14 protein-coding genes are annotated in these 14,391 nt (G+C 70.2%); 5 read left to right on the top strand and 9 right to left on the bottom strand.

Annotated elements, in window-relative coordinates; all coding sequences use genetic code 11:
* Positions 1-25: 25 nt before the first annotated feature.
* Positions 26-898 (top strand): ferredoxin reductase domain-containing protein, encoded by an 873-nt coding sequence (locus tag I3V78_RS09730; protein ID WP_338023514.1) that lies wholly within the window; start codon positions 26-28, stop codon positions 896-898.
* On the opposite strand, the gene I3V78_RS09725 is transcribed toward I3V78_RS09730, so the two are convergent.
* The gene (locus I3V78_RS09725; protein WP_204496567.1) at positions 876-1,772 is read right to left on the bottom strand and encodes a class I SAM-dependent methyltransferase; all 897 of its coding nucleotides are present in this window, start codon (positions 1,770-1,772) and stop codon (positions 876-878) included. The genes I3V78_RS09730 and I3V78_RS09725 overlap by 23 nt on opposite strands.
* Positions 1,769-2,332, bottom strand: a complete 564-nt coding sequence (locus tag I3V78_RS09720; protein ID WP_204486326.1) for a NifU family protein — start codon at positions 2,330-2,332, stop codon at positions 1,769-1,771. Before I3V78_RS09720 ends, I3V78_RS09725 begins: the two co-directional genes overlap by 4 nt.
* A 185-nt stretch (positions 2,333-2,517) precedes the next feature.
* Here I3V78_RS09720 and I3V78_RS09715 point away from each other — a divergent pair, with 185 nt between their 5' ends.
* The 4 genes from I3V78_RS09715 to clpA all read left to right on the top strand — a co-directional run bounded on the left by I3V78_RS09715 (position 2,518) and on the right by clpA (position 6,350).
* On the top strand, positions 2,518-3,066 hold the full coding sequence (locus I3V78_RS09715) for a DUF2378 family protein (RefSeq protein ID WP_239576368.1): 549 nt from the start codon (positions 2,518-2,520) through the stop codon (positions 3,064-3,066).
* Positions 3,067-3,090: 24 nt separating this feature from the next.
* Positions 3,091-3,531, top strand: coding sequence for a hypothetical protein (locus I3V78_RS09710; RefSeq protein ID WP_204486321.1), 441 nt, complete (start codon positions 3,091-3,093; stop codon positions 3,529-3,531).
* 193 nt (positions 3,532-3,724) lie between these two features.
* The gene (locus I3V78_RS09705) at positions 3,725-4,051 is read left to right on the top strand and encodes an ATP-dependent Clp protease adaptor ClpS (RefSeq protein ID WP_204486319.1); all 327 of its coding nucleotides are present in this window, start codon (positions 3,725-3,727) and stop codon (positions 4,049-4,051) included.
* A gap of 4 nt (positions 4,052-4,055) precedes the next feature.
* A complete protein-coding gene (gene clpA / locus I3V78_RS09700) occupies positions 4,056-6,350 on the top strand; it encodes an ATP-dependent Clp protease ATP-binding subunit ClpA (protein ID WP_204486316.1) in 2,295 nt (764 codons plus the stop codon).
* A gap of 99 nt (positions 6,351-6,449) precedes the next feature.
* Here the strand turns inward: clpA and I3V78_RS09695 are convergent, their stop codons facing one another.
* The 7 genes from I3V78_RS09695 to I3V78_RS09665 are packed head-to-tail and all read right to left on the bottom strand — an operon-like array spanning position 6,450 to position 14,315.
* Positions 6,450-8,042, bottom strand: a complete 1,593-nt coding sequence (locus I3V78_RS09695; RefSeq protein WP_204486314.1) for a methyl-accepting chemotaxis protein — start codon at positions 8,040-8,042, stop codon at positions 6,450-6,452.
* A 58-nt stretch (positions 8,043-8,100) separates the two neighbouring features.
* Entirely contained in the window at positions 8,101-9,171 is a 1,071-nt protein-coding gene (locus I3V78_RS09690) for a chemotaxis protein CheB (RefSeq protein WP_204486312.1), read from the bottom strand.
* Positions 9,168-11,324: a hybrid sensor histidine kinase/response regulator gene (locus tag I3V78_RS09685; RefSeq protein ID WP_204486310.1), complete on the bottom strand. Its 2,157-nt coding sequence runs from the start codon at positions 11,322-11,324 to the stop codon at positions 9,168-9,170. The genes I3V78_RS09690 and I3V78_RS09685 overlap by 4 nt, the downstream gene beginning before the upstream one ends.
* A complete protein-coding gene (locus tag I3V78_RS09680; protein ID WP_204486308.1) occupies positions 11,314-11,859 on the bottom strand; it encodes a chemotaxis protein CheW in 546 nt (181 codons plus the stop codon). The genes I3V78_RS09685 and I3V78_RS09680 overlap by 11 nt, the downstream gene beginning before the upstream one ends.
* Complete coding sequence (locus I3V78_RS09675; RefSeq protein ID WP_204486306.1) at positions 11,856-13,061, bottom strand: CheR family methyltransferase; 1,206 nt, start codon at positions 13,059-13,061, stop codon at positions 11,856-11,858. Before I3V78_RS09675 ends, I3V78_RS09680 begins: the two co-directional genes overlap by 4 nt.
* On the bottom strand, positions 13,058-13,924 hold the full coding sequence (locus I3V78_RS09670) for a response regulator (protein WP_204486304.1): 867 nt from the start codon (positions 13,922-13,924) through the stop codon (positions 13,058-13,060). Before I3V78_RS09670 ends, I3V78_RS09675 begins: the two co-directional genes overlap by 4 nt.
* A 10-nt stretch (positions 13,925-13,934) precedes the next feature.
* Positions 13,935-14,315, bottom strand: coding sequence for a response regulator (locus tag I3V78_RS09665; RefSeq protein ID WP_204486302.1), 381 nt, complete (start codon positions 14,313-14,315; stop codon positions 13,935-13,937).
* Positions 14,316-14,391 lie beyond the last annotated feature (76 nt).

Genomic DNA, 14,391 nt, shown 5'->3' with positions numbered 1-14,391 from the left:
GCAGGAGGAGTCCGTGAGCGCAGTGGTGAGCACCCCCCGCGGCCGTCCGCTCGAATACGAGGTCACCGTGGCCCACGTGCGGCGGGAGACGGCCGACACCGTCACCCTGGCGCTGGACTTCGGCCCCGAGCGGCCCTCCTACCGCGCCGGCCAGTTCATCAACGTGGACCCCCACCAGTTCCGCGCCCTGGGCCGCACGGCCGCCTGGCTCCAGGAGCACAAGGGCCGCAAGGAGCTGGCGCGCTCCTACTCGCTCGCCTCCGCGCCCCACGAGCCCCACGTCTGCATCACCGTGAAGGACGAGGAGTACCTGCCCGGCCTCACCCAGTACCCGCCCCTGCTCTCGCCCTACCTGGTGAATGCCCCGCTCGCCGGCACGCGCCTCAAGGTGCTCGGCTTCATGGGGCACTACGTGCTGCCGGACGACGTGCAGGAGCGCACGGACCACATCGTCCACCTCATCGCCGGCTCGGGCGCCGTGCCCAACTTCGGCCTCATCAAGGACGCGCTGCACCGGGGCCTCACCCCGCGCCACACGCTCTTGTGCAGCAACAAGACGTGGGAGGACACGCTCTTTCGCGAGGAGCTGGAGGCGCTCGAGCGCGCCCATCCCGAGCGGCTGCGCATCCTGCACACCCTCACCCGCGAGACGGACGAGGCGCGCTACGGCCCCAGCGTGCGCAAGGGCCGGGTGAGCGAGGCCCTGCTCGAGGAGCTCGTCCCGGACCGCGCCACCTGCCTCGTCTACGTGTGTGGCCCGGCCATCGCCGCGTGGGACCGGAAGAAGGCGCTGGAGACGCGCACCCCCGCCACGCCGCGCTTCATGGAGACGGTGCTCGGCCACCTCCACACGCTCGGCGTGGACGACAAGCGCATCAAGCGGGAGGCGTTCGGGTGACGTCCGGGGCTTCCGTGTCCGGGGCCGGAGCGGCGCGGCCCGCGGGCTCCACGCCGAGCAGCCGCGCCAGCTTGGGCCGCACCCCGTAGGTGGCCAGCAGCGCCTCCAGCTTCACGCGCGCACGCCGGTTGTCGCGGTGCACGCGCCGGCCGAGGATGAGCTCGTTCTTGAGCGAGTGCTCCCAGCCCGTCAGCTCCGTCACCGTCACCTGGTAGCCGAAGGCCTCCAGCGTCAGCGCGCGCAGCACGTTGGTCAGGTGGCTGCCGAACTCCCGGCGGTGCCAGGGGTGCTGGTAGAGCAGGGACAACGTGTCATCCACCCCGGCGCGGCTCTCCTTGAGCAGCGTGGCCACCTCCGCCTGACAGCACGGCACCACGGCCACGTGGTCCGCGCCCTTCTGGATGGCCACCGCCAGCGCGTCGTCCGTCGCGGTGTCACAGGCGTGCAGCGCGGTGAGCACGTGGATGCGCTCGGGCCACACGGCGCCTTCCAGGTTCGCCGTCTGGAACTCCATCCGCCCGAAGCCCAGCCGCCCCGCGCGCTCCTTCGCCCGCTGGGTCAGCTCCGGCCGACCCTCGACGTTGAGCACCCCGCCGCCCTCGGCGTCCTTGAAGAACAGCTCGTAGAGGATGAAGCCCAGGTAGGCGTTGCCGCTGCCCGCGTCCACCACCACCGGCGAGGCGTGCCGACCCTGGACGTCCTCCAGGGCGGGCCGCAGCAGCCCCACCAGGTGGTTGACCTGCTTGAGCTTGCGCAGCGTGTCCGCGTTGAGGTTGCCCTCGCGCGTGAGCAGGTGCAGCTCGCGCAGGAGCTCCCGGGACTGGTCCGGCAGCAGCTCGCGCTTGACCTGGGCGCCTTTGACTTGCCGCCTCAGACGGACACCACCTCGGAGACCTCGGGCACGAGCTCGCGCAGCCGCGTCTCGATGCCCATCTTCAAGGTCGCCGTGGACGAGGGGCAGCCCGCGCAGGAGCCCTTCATGTGCAGGTAGACGATGCCCTCCTCGAAGCGGTCCAGGGTGATGTCGCCACCGTCCTGGGCCACCGCCGGGCGGATCTCCGCGTCCAAAATCTCCTGGATGCGCGACTCCACCGAGCCACCCGCCGCCGCCGACTGGGTGCGCGCCGCCGCGAGCGCCTCCTCGTTCACCGCGGGCAGGTTGGCCCCCAGGTGCTCGTCGAGCGTCGCCATCACCGCGTCATTCAGCTCGTCCCACTCGCCCGCGTCTCCCTTGGTGACGGTGACGAAGTTGCTGCCCACCATCACCGCCACCACGCCCATGATGCCCATGAGCTTGAGCGCCAGGGGCGACTTCTCCTGCGCCGCCTCGAGGTTCGTGATGCTCACCGCCCCGGACGACACGAGCCGCCGATCCACCACGTACTTCAGGGTGCTGGGGTTGGGCGTCCACTCGAGCTGGATGTTCACCGACATGTGTTGAGTTCTCCGTTTCCCCTCCTCTAAGCCCTTGGCCCCCCCGAGGCAACCGAGTCTCACCTGGAGCGGGTGGAAGGGAATTTTACGGGTTTTCATCGGTAGACCGAGCAAGCGTGCTAAGCTTGACTCGGACACCAGACCCACAGCCGGGAGAGCCCCCCATGGAGAGCCCAAGCCTGCGAATGGGAACCGTCAGCCCGGTCGCGTCTCCGCGCATCCCCTCGAGCGTGTTCGAGGGGCTGTTCATCCGGGGGCTGGAACCGCACGGCGCGCTGACGCGGGCCCTGGCCTCCGAGGGGTACGACCTCCGGTGCCCGGAGCTGGACTACCCCCTGGGGGTCTGGAAGCGCTGCCTCATCCAGGCGCGGATGCTCGCCTTCGGGGACTTGAACGAGGCGGACGCCCAACGGCTGCTCGGCCGCAAGATGTGCGAGGGCTTCGGGCGCACGCTGGTGGGCCGGGTGGCCGCGGTGCCCCTGCCCATGATTGGCCCGGCACGGGTGATGGAGCGGCTGCCCCGCTACCTGGCGATGCTCGGCCGGGCCGACATCCAGGTGCAGCTGCTGGTGCTCAATGACCGGGAGCGGCGGGTGTGCCTCACCGACCTGCACCATCGCCCGGAGTTCACGGCGGGCGCGCTGGAGGTGGTGCTCGAGCGCGCCCAGGTCCAGCCCATCGTCCACGTGGATGACCGCTCGCCCCAGGGCTACCGCCTGCTCGTCCGTTGGTAGCCGGGCGCTGTTAGAAGGAGGCGCATGCCCTACCCGCCCCGCCTGGCTCACCTGGCCACCCGCTCCGTCGTGGTGGCCAAGCTCGTGCCCACCTATTCCCGCGCCCACAACCTCGACGAGGAGGAGGCCGCCCAGCGGCTGTCGCTCGCGCTCCGGGGCACGCTGCTGCCCGCGCTGCTGGACGCGGCGTGGACCGCCATGAAGGGCAAGACGAAGCGGCTCGACGACGAGGGCCTGCTCGAGAAGGTCGCCACCACGCTCAAGGACCGGCCCCAGCGGCCCGGGCGGGTGGTGGACGTGAGCCCCGGGTGGAGCGCGTTCCTGGTGCTCGCGGACCTGGAGGCGGGCACCGCCAGCGACGCGGCGCGCCGGGTGATGGAGTCCCCCGAGGGCCGGCAGCGCGGACAGGCCGGCGTGGTGGAGGTGGGCGCCTTCCTGGCCGCGGAGCTCACCCGGGGCCGTTAGGCACGTGACCGTGGGCGCTCGCGAGGGTTGGCGAGCACGCGGGCGGGCCGTTATAGGCTGACCCCTGGCCGGGAGCCGACCTCCCGGAGCGCTCCGGCGAGGCCGTTCCGGACGCCCGCCCGCGGTCCGAGCGGCCAGGTCAGGTTCGCGAGTGGGAGGCCCCTGGCGCCCTCCCGCTCATTAGAGGAAGCGCATGGCTCGAGAGAAGTTCGATCCGGATTCCAACGTCGTCACGGAGACGGTGCCGCAGAAGAAGCTCAAACGGCCCACGCTCTACAAGGTGCTGCTGCACAACGACAACTACACGACGCGCGAGTTCGTGGTGGCCGTGCTCAAGGAGGTCTTCCACAAATCCGATTCGGATGCCGTGCGGATCATGCTGCACATTCATTACAACGGCCTCGGGGTCGCGGGCGTCTACACGCACGAGGTCGCTGAAACGAAGGTACGGATCGTGGAGGCGGCGGCGCGGGAGAATGGCTTCCCGCTGCGCCTCTCGATGGAACCAGAGGAAGGTTGAGACCGTGGCAGGACCGTCGATCGACAAGACATTGCAGGACAGCTTCCGCAACGCGCTCGAAGAGGCGCGCCGGATGCGTCACGAGTACCTGACGCTCGAGCACTTGCTGCTCGCGCTCACGCGGGAGCCGCACACCCGCAAGGTGCTCATCGGCTGCGGCGCTCAAATCCAGCGCCTGCAGGAAAACCTGGAGTCCTTCCTCGAGGAGACCGTCGAGCGCCTGCCCGAGGACGTGGACGCCGAGCCCCAGCAGACCATCGGGGTGGAGCGCGTGCTGCAACACGCCGCCATCCACGCCGTGTCCGCCGAGCAGAAGTCGCTCGATGGCGGCGACGTGCTCGTGGCGCTCTTCCGCGAGCGGGAGAGCCACGCCCTCTACTTGCTGCAGCAAGAGGGCATCACCCGCCTGGATCTGCTCAACTACATCTCCCACGGCATCACCAAGGACGCCGCGGACGAGGGAGGGGAGACCAAGGGCGTGCCCGCGGGCGAGGACGAGGAGGGCGAGGGCGGCGCGCGCAAGAGCCCGCTCGAGGAGTACACGACCAACCTCAACGAGGAAGCCAGGCAAGGCCGCATCGATCCGCTCATCGGCCGGCAGAAGGAGCTCGAGCGCACCATCCAGGTGCTCTGCCGGCGCCGCAAGAACAACCCCCTGTACGTGGGCGAGACGGGCGTGGGCAAGACGGCCATCGCCGAGGGCCTGGCCCTGCACATCCACGAGGGCAAGGTGCCCGAGGTGCTCAAGGGCGCCACGGTGTACTCGCTCGACATGGGCGCGCTGCTGGCCGGCACCAAGTTCCGCGGCCAGTTCGAGGAGCGGCTCAAGGGCGTGCTCAAGGCGCTCAAGGAGCACCCGGACGCCATCCTCTTCATCGACGAGATCCACACCATCGTCGGCGCGGGGGCCACGAGCGGCGGCTCCATGGACGCGAGCAACCTGCTCAAGCCGGCGCTCGCCAGCGGCAAGCTGCGCTGCATCGGCTCCACGACGTACCAGGAGTTCAAGGCGTCCTTCGAGCGGGACCGGGCCCTGTCGCGGCGCTTCCAGAAGATCGAGGTGGGCGAGCCCTCCGTGGAGGACACGCTGCTCATCCTCGAGGGCCTCAAGAGCCGCTACGAGGACCACCACGGCGTGAAGTACGCCTCCGAGGCCCTGCGCGCCGCGGCGGAGCTGAGCGCCAAGCACATCAATGACCGCTTCCTGCCGGACAAGGCCATCGACGTGATGGACGAGACGGGCGCGGCCGAGCGGCTCAAGCCCGAGGGCCAGCGCACGGGCCTCGTCACGGTCACCGACGTGGAGAACGTCATCTCCAAGATGGCGAAGATCCCGGCCAAGAGCGTCACCGCCAGCGAGGGCGTGCAGCTCAAGAACCTGGAGGCCGAGCTGCGGCAGGTGATTTTCGGCCAGGACCCGGCCATCAAGTCCGTGACGGACGCCATCAAGCTGTCGCGCAGCGGCCTGCGCGCTCCGGAAAAGCCCATCGGCAGCTTCCTCTTCTCCGGCCCCACGGGCGTGGGCAAGACGGAGCTGGCCAAGCAGCTCGCCCAGGTGCTCGGCGTGGAGTTCCTGCGCTTCGACATGAGCGAGTACTCGGAGAAGCATACGGTGAGCCGGCTCATCGGCGCGCCTCCGGGCTACGTGGGCTTCGACCAGGGCGGTCTGCTCACCGACGCCGTGCGCAAGCACCCCTACGCGGTGCTGGTGCTGGACGAGATTGAAAAGGCCCACCCGGACCTCTTCAACATCCTCCTGCAGGTGATGGATCACGCGACGTTGACGGACAACAACGGCCGCAAGGCGGACTTCCGCAACATCATCCTCATCCTCACCACCAACGCGGGCGCGCGGGAGATGAGCACCAAGTCCATCGGCTTCGGTGACATGACCGTGAGCGTGGACGCGCTGCGCGCCAAGAAGGCCATCGAGAACACCTTCACGCCCGAGTTCCGCAACCGGCTGGACGGCTGGGTGCTCTTCTCCGGGCTGCCCGCGGACATCATCCTCAAGGTGGTGGACAAGGAAGTGGGCCTGCTCCAGAAGATGCTGGAGGAGAAGCGCGTGAAGCTGGAGCTGACGCCCGCGGCGCGCGCCTGGCTCGCCACCAACGGGTACGACCCGGCCTTCGGCGCCCGGCCCATGGCCCGGCTCGTGGACAACAGCCTCAAGAAGGCGCTCGCCGAGGCGCTGCTCTTCGGAGAGCTCAAGGACGGCGGCACCGCCCGCTTCGACGTGGAGGGCGAGGGCCTCAAGCTCCACGCCACCGCCACGGCGCCCGCCGAGGCCCAGGCCTGAGCCCTCCCGGCTCCGGGCCCACCCGCTGAAAACGCCAAGGGCCAGGTGGAGGGTTTCCCCTCCCCTGGCCCTTCGTGCGTCCGGAGCGTGTCGTCGCGGCTACTGCACGCGGTAGGCCTTCACCGCGCTGCTGAGCTGATCCGAGATGATCTGCAGCGTGGTGGCGGCCTCGCCGGTGGCGCCGATGCGCGCCACCGTCTCGTCCATCATCTTGGACAAATCACTCACCGCGGTGGTGATCTGGTTGATGCCCACGTTCTGCTGGCCCACGGCGGCGGCGATCTGCCGCACGGCGGCCGCGTTGTCCTGGTTGATGGTGGACAACTCGCGCAGGTTCTTGCCGTAGGTGCGCACCTGCTCGAGGCCCGCCTCCATGCGCTGCTGGCCCTTCTCCGTGGAGCGCACGGCGATGGACACCGAGTTGCCGATATCGTCCAGCAGCTCGCGCACGCGGTCCGTGGACTCGATGGACTGGTCGGCCAGGGCGCGGATTTCGCGCGCCACCACCCCGAAGCCCTTGCCGTTCTCACCCGAGCGCACCGCCTCGATGGCGGCGTTGAGCGCGAGCATGTTGGACTGGTCGGCCAGGTCCTTCACCGTCTGGGTGATGCTGCCGATCTGCACCGTGCGCTCGCCCAGCTCGAGGATCTTCTGGGCGATCTCCTGCACCTGGGTGCGGATGTCGTTGAGGCCCGCGAGCGTCTGCTCCAGGGACTCCTCGCCGGTGCGGCTCAGCTCGTCGGCGCGCTCGGCCACGGAGAGCACCGCGTCGGCCTTCTGCGAGGCGAGCAAGCTCGTCTGGCGGATCTCCTGGGCGGTGACCTGCGTCTCCTGGAGCGCCGAAGCCTGACGGGCCACCGTCTGGGACTGCTCGGCGGACGAGGCGTTGAGCTGCTCGGTGGAGGCGTTGAGGGCCTCGGAGGCCTGCTGGAGGTTCTGCACCACCGAGCGCAGGCGCTCCACCATCTGCGAGAAGGAGTGGGCGAGCTGGCCCACCTCGCCGGCGGCGGACACCTGGATGGGACGGGTGAGGTCCCCCGAGTCGACGATGTGCGCGGCCACGTCGGTCAGCTCGCGCAGCGGTCCGACGATGGATCGGCTGAGCACGTAGGAGGCGGCCACGCCCCCGAGCACGATGAGCATGCTCAGCATGGCGAGGGTGAAGCCCAGCTCGCCCACCTGCCGGTTCACGTTCTCGTGCTTGATGCCCACGTGCAGCACGCGGCCACCAGACAGCGGCGCGGCCACGTCGGCCACGGACACCCGGCTGCCATCGAGGAAGACGTCCGCCTCGGGGACGGCCTTGATCTCCCCCGGCGTGGTGAAGCTCTCGGCGGACGCGGCGTTGATGTCCGTGAGCTCCACGGGCACATCCCCCGCCAGCGAGTGGGCGATGACCTTGGCGGAGCTGTCACGCACGTACACGTACGCCAGCCCCTCCATGCCGCGGTAGCTGTCCACCAGGGACTGCATCGAGCCGGCATCGGTCGAGACGTGGTCCGCGGCGCGCGTGAAGCCGTGGGCGATGGCCTTGCCCTCGCTCACGGTGCTCGACAGGAGGCCCGTGCGCAGCCGTTGGGTGGCCACTCCGGACAAGAGGACGGCGATGGCGACACTGACGGCCGCCGTGACGAAGGTGAACTTGGGACCGATACCAACGGTCGATTGGTTCGTAGGTGCGTGGGGGCTCACGAAAGCTCCTCAGCGGGGAAAGACGGGAACGGCGAAAGGGACCGGAGAGGAAGGAGAATCAAGCGACGCCCTCGGGGCCCGACGGGCGCAGGGGCATGGGACCACGGCGGCAGCTCATGCGGATGATGTCGGGGATGGCGGACAGGGGAACGCCTCGATCCGCCGCCTTCATTTCAAGGGCGACCCGGGGCATGCCGAAAACGACGCTCGTCGCCTCGTCCTGGGCGAACGTCACGCCCCCGGCCTTGCGGATCTCCAGCAGACCCCGGGCCCCGTCCTCACCCATGCCGGTGAGCACGCCACCGCCCGCCCGGCTGCCGTAGGTGCGGGCCAGCGAGGACAGGAGGAGGTCGCACGAGGGGCACGGCCCACCGCGCGTCCGGGTGAGCCGGATGACGCCCGTGCCCTCGATGGTCAGGTCGTGACCGTCCAGGGGGAAGTAGACCTTGCCGGGCTCCAGGCGCTCGCCCTCCTTGCCGATGACCACCTTGAGCTGGGTCACCTGGGAGAGCCAGCGCACCATGCCGGGGGTGAAGCCCTCGGTGATGTGCTGGGCGATGACGATGGGCACGGGCAGGTCCGTGGGCAGCCGGGAGAGCACCTCGGACAGGGCGGGCGGACCGCCCGTGGAGGCGGCCAGCCCGAGGATGTCCACCCGCGCTCCGGAGACCGGGGGCGGCGGGCCCGAGACGCGCAGGCGCCGGGAGATGACGGGCACCTCGGCCATGAGACAGACGGACTCGACGAGCTGACGGCCCCAGCGGCGCAACTCCTCGCCGCTGGCGACGTTCGGCTTGCCGATGAGCTCCAGGGCACCGGCGCTCATGGCCTGGAAGCACACCTCCAGGTTGCGCTGATCCGCCACGGCGCTCACCACGAGGATGCGCGCGGGCGCCTCGGCCATGATGGCGGCGATGGCGGCCGGGCCGTCCACGTCCGGCATCAGCAGGTCCATGGTGATGACGTCCGGGCGCATCAGGCGCGCGAGCACCACCGCCCGGGCGCCCGTGTTGGCCGAGCCCACCACCTCGATGCGCGGATCGTCCGTGAGCAGCGTCTTGACCGCCTCGGCCATGGTGGGCGAGTCGTCCACCACCAGGACACGGATGCGGGGTTTCAACTCGTTCATGCGTGGGCCCCCCTGCGGCTCATCACGTCGAGCACCTCGGAGAGCAGACGGCCCGCGGCGCACTCGCGCTTGCTGAGATAGCCGTCCGCGCCGGCGGCCAGGCCGCGGGAGCGGGCGCTCGCGCTGTCATTGGCCGACACGAGGATGACGGGAAGATGCCGGGTATCGGGCTGCGCGCGCAGCTTCGCGATGACCTCGGTGCCGTTCATCTCCTCCATTTCCAGGTCGCAGATGATCACGTCGTACTCTTCCGTCTGCAGGCGCTCCAGGGCGCGGGCGCCGCTGGCCGCCAGGTGCACCGTGAAGCCACCGGCCTCCAGCATGGCACGGTGCAGGGCGCGGGCGGTGAGCGAGTCGTCCACCACGAGGGCGCGGCGGCTCTGCGGCATGGCCACCGTCTGTGGGGTCGCGTCCGTCACCACCCAGCCCGGACGCAGGATGAGCAGGAGCTCGCCCCGGCTGAGGATGGCGGCGCCCTGGTAGGAGGGCACGTCGCGCACCTCGGCGGGCAGGGGGCGGATGACGAGGTCGCGGTCACCCACGACCGAGTCCACCGCGAGCGCCATGCGCTTGCCCCCGCTCTGCACGATGATGAGCGGCTGGCCCTCGGACGGGGGCGCCGAGGCGCGCAGGCCCAGGCGGGCGGCCAGGTCCGACACCGGGACGAGCTGGCCGTTGTAGTCCAGCTGCGTCTTGGTGCGGCCGATGCGCAGGTTCTCCTGGGTGGCGAGCTGCGTGGACTCCACGGCCAGCATGGGCAGGCCCACGTTGACGTCGATGGCGCGCACCGTGAGCACCGGCGAGCTGCCCAGCTCCATGGGGATGGTGATGATGAAGCGCGTGCCGCTGCCCTTGGTGCTCACCACCTCGATGCGGCCCTGCATGGACTCCACGGCGGCGCGCACCGCGTCCAGGCCCACGCCGCGGCCCGACGTGTCCGTCACGTCCGTGCGCGTGCTGAAGCCCGGGCGGAAGATGAGGTCGCGAATCTGCGTCTCGTGCATGCGCGCGCCCTCCTCCGTCGTGATGAGGCCCTTGCGCTCCGCGGAGGCGCGCACCTGGGCGGCATCCACGCCGCGGCCGTCGTCGCTCAGCTCCAGGAAGAGGATGTTGCCCTGCTGCTCCACGCGCAGGGTCAGCGCGCCCTCGTGGTGCTTGCCCGCGCGCTCGCGCTCGTCGGGCATCTCGATGCCGTGGTCCACGGCGTTGCGCAGCAGGTGCACCATGGCGCCGCGCAGCTTCTCGAGCAGGCGGCGATCCAGCGACACCTCGGCGCCCACCACCGACAGGCGCGAGGCCTTGCCGAGCTGGCGCGACAGGTCACGCACCATGCGCTGCAGGGGCTCGAGGATGGTGCGCACCGGACGCGTGGTGATGGACTTGAGGCCCTCCTCCAGGCTGTCCACGATGTCCGACGCCTCGTGGCCGTCCGAGCGCACGCCGGCGGTCACCGCCGACAGCATGGCGCGGGCGCGGGCCGTGGGCGCCAGCAGCTCGCGCGCCGTGAGCAGCTCCACCGACTTGGAGATGTCGCGCAGACGATCCTCCAGGCGCATGCGGAACTCGCGCAGGCGCTCCACCTCGCGCATGAGCGCCGTCACCTGGTGGGACGCCACACGCCAGCCGGCGTCCGCGTCCTCGTCCTGCACGAAGCTGGCGGAGGCCACGGAGCTGGCCACCGAGGGGGCCGCCGCGGGCGCCGGGGCGACCATCGCGGACTCGCCACCCATGGCCGCCGCCTCCTCGGGCGGAGGGGCATCGGCCACGAGCTGGGCCAGGGCCACCGCGGGATCCGGCAGCGCGTCTCCACGGCCATCCGCGTGCGCCTGGGCCCGGAGCAGGAAGAGATCCAGCCCGTGCAGCAGCATGTCCACCATGGGGCGGGACATGGGCTTGATGTCCTTGCGCAGCGGCGCGAGGGCATCCTCCAGCTTGTGCGCGATGGAGCTCAGGTCCTGCAGGCCGAGGCTCGCCGCGCTGCCCTTGAGGGTGTGCAGGTGGCGCGCCAGACGCGTGTAGACCTTGCCGAGGGCCTCGGAGTCGAGCCCCTCGCGCTCCAGCTCCAGCAGGTCCAGGGTGACCTTCTGACAGACTTCCTGCGCCTCGGACGAGAAACCCGCCACGAGGCTCTGCAGCATGGGGTCAACCGACATTACGTACCCCGGTGGCGCCCGCGAAGAGGCGCGGCAGATCGATGAGGTGAATCAATTGTCGCGACCCCGGGACGAGCACTTCGATCACCGAGCCCTCCGCGTGCGTCCGGGAGGCCTCCACCGCGGCGGCGGAGATGCTCAGCGGGCGGGGAATGGCCTCGCAGTCCAGGGCGCACAGCTCGCCGTCGCCGCGGTCCACCACGAGCAGCACGGCGGGATCCTGCCGCCAGCCGTGGCCGCCCAGGAGCGCCGCGAGGCTGAGCGCCGCCAGAACCTGCCCCTGGTAGCGCAGCACGCCGATGACGTGCGGCAGGGACAAGGGCACCGCGGTCACCAGGCGCAGGGGCAGCGCCGCGCGCAAGGAGGCGAGCGGAATCGCGTAGCGCTCCTCGCCCAGTGGGAACTCGGCCACCATGAGCACGGTCTCATCGGCGGTGGTGTCGGAGCGTCCACGCAGTCGTGTCGCGCGCTCGTCCAAGAGGGCGCGGACTTCCTGATCCTGAACCTCCTCGGGGCCTCGGGTGGTGGCTGTCATTCGATCGATCCCAACGTGAGGAAGGCGTCAGCGGACGCGCGGTAGAAGCGGGCCGGCAGGGGCTCCGGTCCCTCGATGATCTGGTCCGGAGGCAGCTTGGCGGCGCTGTCACGCACCGCGTGCATGAGGGCGAAGGCCGCCTCGCGCGACCCCGCGCGCTCGCGCAGCAGGGCGAGCTCCAGCATGCCCGGCAGATAGTCCCGGAAGCGCTCCAGGAGCTGCTCCAGCGTGAGGGCGGCCCCCTTCTCGTCGCCCCCCTCGATGCGCTGCAGCGCATCGGTGTGCAGGCTCACCGCGGACACGGGCGGCCGCACGGGCTCGGGGGGAGGCGCCGGACGCACGGGCACGCGGGCCACTTCGGGCGGCGGCGTGGGCCGGGGCGGCGGCGCGGAGTTGGGCAGCGGCCGGCGGAAGGCCTGCAGCTCGGGCGGACCCACGCGCACCAGACCCTCGGGCGGATGGTCCACCTCCACGGTGCCCAGCAGGATGTGACCGCCGGGCACGAGCGCCCGCGCCAGATGGCCGAGCGCGGTCTGGACCGCCTCGGGCGAGAAGTACGTGAGCACGTTGCGGCAGAAGATGACGTCGAACTGCCCGTACACCCCGGCCAGCGGCTCGAGCAGGTTGCCCTGGGCGAAGCGCGTGACGGCGCGCACCGAGTCGTTGACGCTCACCCGGCTGTCGGCGATTTCCTGGTAGAGCGGGTAGAGCAGCGGCCCGGCCTCGCGGCGCGACCAGTTGCCGTAGGTGCCGCGGCGCGCGTACTCCAGCCGGCCCTCGTGCAGGTCCGTGCCGAGCACCTCCACCGTGACCCCCGGGGTCACCGTGTTGAGCAGGCACGCGGCGATGGAATAGGTCTCCTCACCGGAGGCGCACCCGGCGCTCCAGCCACGCACGTGCAGCGAGCCCCGGCGCAGCGCGGAGGGCACGGCCTCGGCGGCGAGGAAGCGGAACTGCTCGGGGTGGCGGAAGAAGTACGTCTCGCCCACCAGCACCGCGTCCAGGAGCGCGCGTGCCAGGGGACCGTTGGGCCTCTGCAGCTCCGCCATCAGCTCCGAGGGCGAGCGGCCCCGCGCCAGCTCCGCGCGCACGACGCGATCCACCGCCGTGGGCGAGATGGCCGTGTCCCGGAATCCCGTGCACGACGCGACGACCTCTCGCGCCCGGGCGAGCACCTGTAGAGACTCCACCTGCGAACTCATGCGCTGCGCTCCCGTTGGTCCGGACGCAGCAACGCCGCCGCCTCATGCAACAATTCCTGCGTGGCGAAGGCCCTGGGGTCGAAGATGGGGACCGGTCGCCCGCTCGCTCTGAGCATGCCCACCAGCGCGTCGCGCAGGTGACCATGGCCCGTGCCGCCCACGCGCTCGCGCGGCTCGATGTCCGCGGCCGGGTATTCCTCGGGGTCCTGCACCGCGTCCACGCTGAGCGCCAACTGCACCCCGTCGATCTCCAGGATGACGAGCTTGCGCTCCTCCACGGGCTCGCTGTGGTTCACGTCCAGGCGACGCGCCAGGTCCAGCACGCACACCGGCTGGCCCTTGAGTTCGAAGAACTCGGAGATGTAGCCCGGCCCCATGGGCAGCGAGCGCGTGGCCGGCTGGAGGATGACCTGCCGCACGCCCTCCAGGGGAATGGCGAACTCCAGGCCCCCCACGCCCAAGCGCAGGAGCGCCATGGACCCCGCCCGTGCCCGGCGCCGCGCGTTCTGCAGCGCGTTCTCCACCGCGCTCAGGAGCTCATCGGCCCGGAAGGGCTTGGACAGGAAGAGCTCCGCCCCGAGCGACAAGCAGGCCTCGGCGCGACTGGCCTCCGAGGAGATGATGATGACGGGGATGTGGGCGGTGGCGGGATCCGCCTTCACCCGCTTGAGCACCTCGTCCCCATCCATCTCCGGCATGGACAGGTCCAACAACATCGCGGCGGGTTGGACTTTGCCAATCTTCTCGAGCGCCTCGCGACCATTGCTCGCCGTGTTCAGGGCGTAGTGGCCGGAGAGGATGGCGCGCTCGAGCGCAAGGATGGCATCGCTGTCGTCGACAAGGAGCAGGGACGGGAGGCTCACGGCTCGGCGCTCAGTTCTGGGCGAGGAGTTTACGCACGGTTTCCGTCAGATCATTGTGGGAAACCGGCTTGTTGATGAAGGAATTGGCTCCGGCCTCGACGCCCCGCTGTCGCAGGTCCCCACCCCGCTCACCCGTGAGCAAGATGACGGGAACGTCGCGCACCGAGGCCAGGATCGGGCTCGTACGCACCTGCTTGACGAAGGTGATGCCGTCCATGCCAGGCATATTGATGTCCGCGATGACCAGCTTGACCGGCACCAGCCGGAGCAGCTGCAACGCCCGTGACGCGTCCTCGGCCTCGACGAACCCCATCTTCAGGTTCATGAGGTAGATCTTGAGGATGTTGCGCACAGTCGGGCTGTCATCCACGAGAAGGATGTTGGCGCTCAAACCCAGTACTCCGCCCGGGCCGCGAAGTTCGGGTCCCGGTTGAAGGAAACGGTGAAGACTCTAACGTGACCTCGCC

The organism is Archangium primigenium (assembly GCF_016904885.1).
Classification (GTDB): Bacteria; Myxococcota; Myxococcia; order Myxococcales; family Myxococcaceae; genus Cystobacter; species Cystobacter primigenius.
This window is presented reverse-complemented; position numbering and strand designations above follow the sequence as displayed.

What these genes read in the sequence shown, in the direction of transcription:
- I3V78_RS09720 (WP_204486326.1), bottom strand. Translation starts at nt 2,332, where the DNA reads ATGTCGGTGAACATCCAGCTCGAGTGGACGCCCAACCCCAGCACCCTG.
- I3V78_RS09715 (WP_239576368.1), top strand. Translation starts at nt 2,518, where the DNA reads ATGGGAACCGTCAGCCCGGTCGCGTCTCCGCGCATCCCCTCGAGCGTG.
- I3V78_RS09710 (WP_204486321.1), top strand. Translation starts at nt 3,091, where the DNA reads ATGCCCTACCCGCCCCGCCTGGCTCACCTGGCCACCCGCTCCGTCGTG.
- I3V78_RS09705 (WP_204486319.1), top strand. Translation starts at nt 3,725, where the DNA reads ATGGCTCGAGAGAAGTTCGATCCGGATTCCAACGTCGTCACGGAGACG.
- I3V78_RS09690 (WP_204486312.1), bottom strand. Translation starts at nt 9,171, where the DNA reads ATGAACGAGTTGAAACCCCGCATCCGTGTCCTGGTGGTGGACGACTCG.
- I3V78_RS09685 (WP_204486310.1), bottom strand. Translation starts at nt 11,324, where the DNA reads ATGTCGGTTGACCCCATGCTGCAGAGCCTCGTGGCGGGTTTCTCGTCC.
- I3V78_RS09680 (WP_204486308.1), bottom strand. Translation starts at nt 11,859, where the DNA reads ATGACAGCCACCACCCGAGGCCCCGAGGAGGTTCAGGATCAGGAAGTC.
- I3V78_RS09675 (WP_204486306.1), bottom strand. Translation starts at nt 13,061, where the DNA reads ATGAGTTCGCAGGTGGAGTCTCTACAGGTGCTCGCCCGGGCGCGAGAG.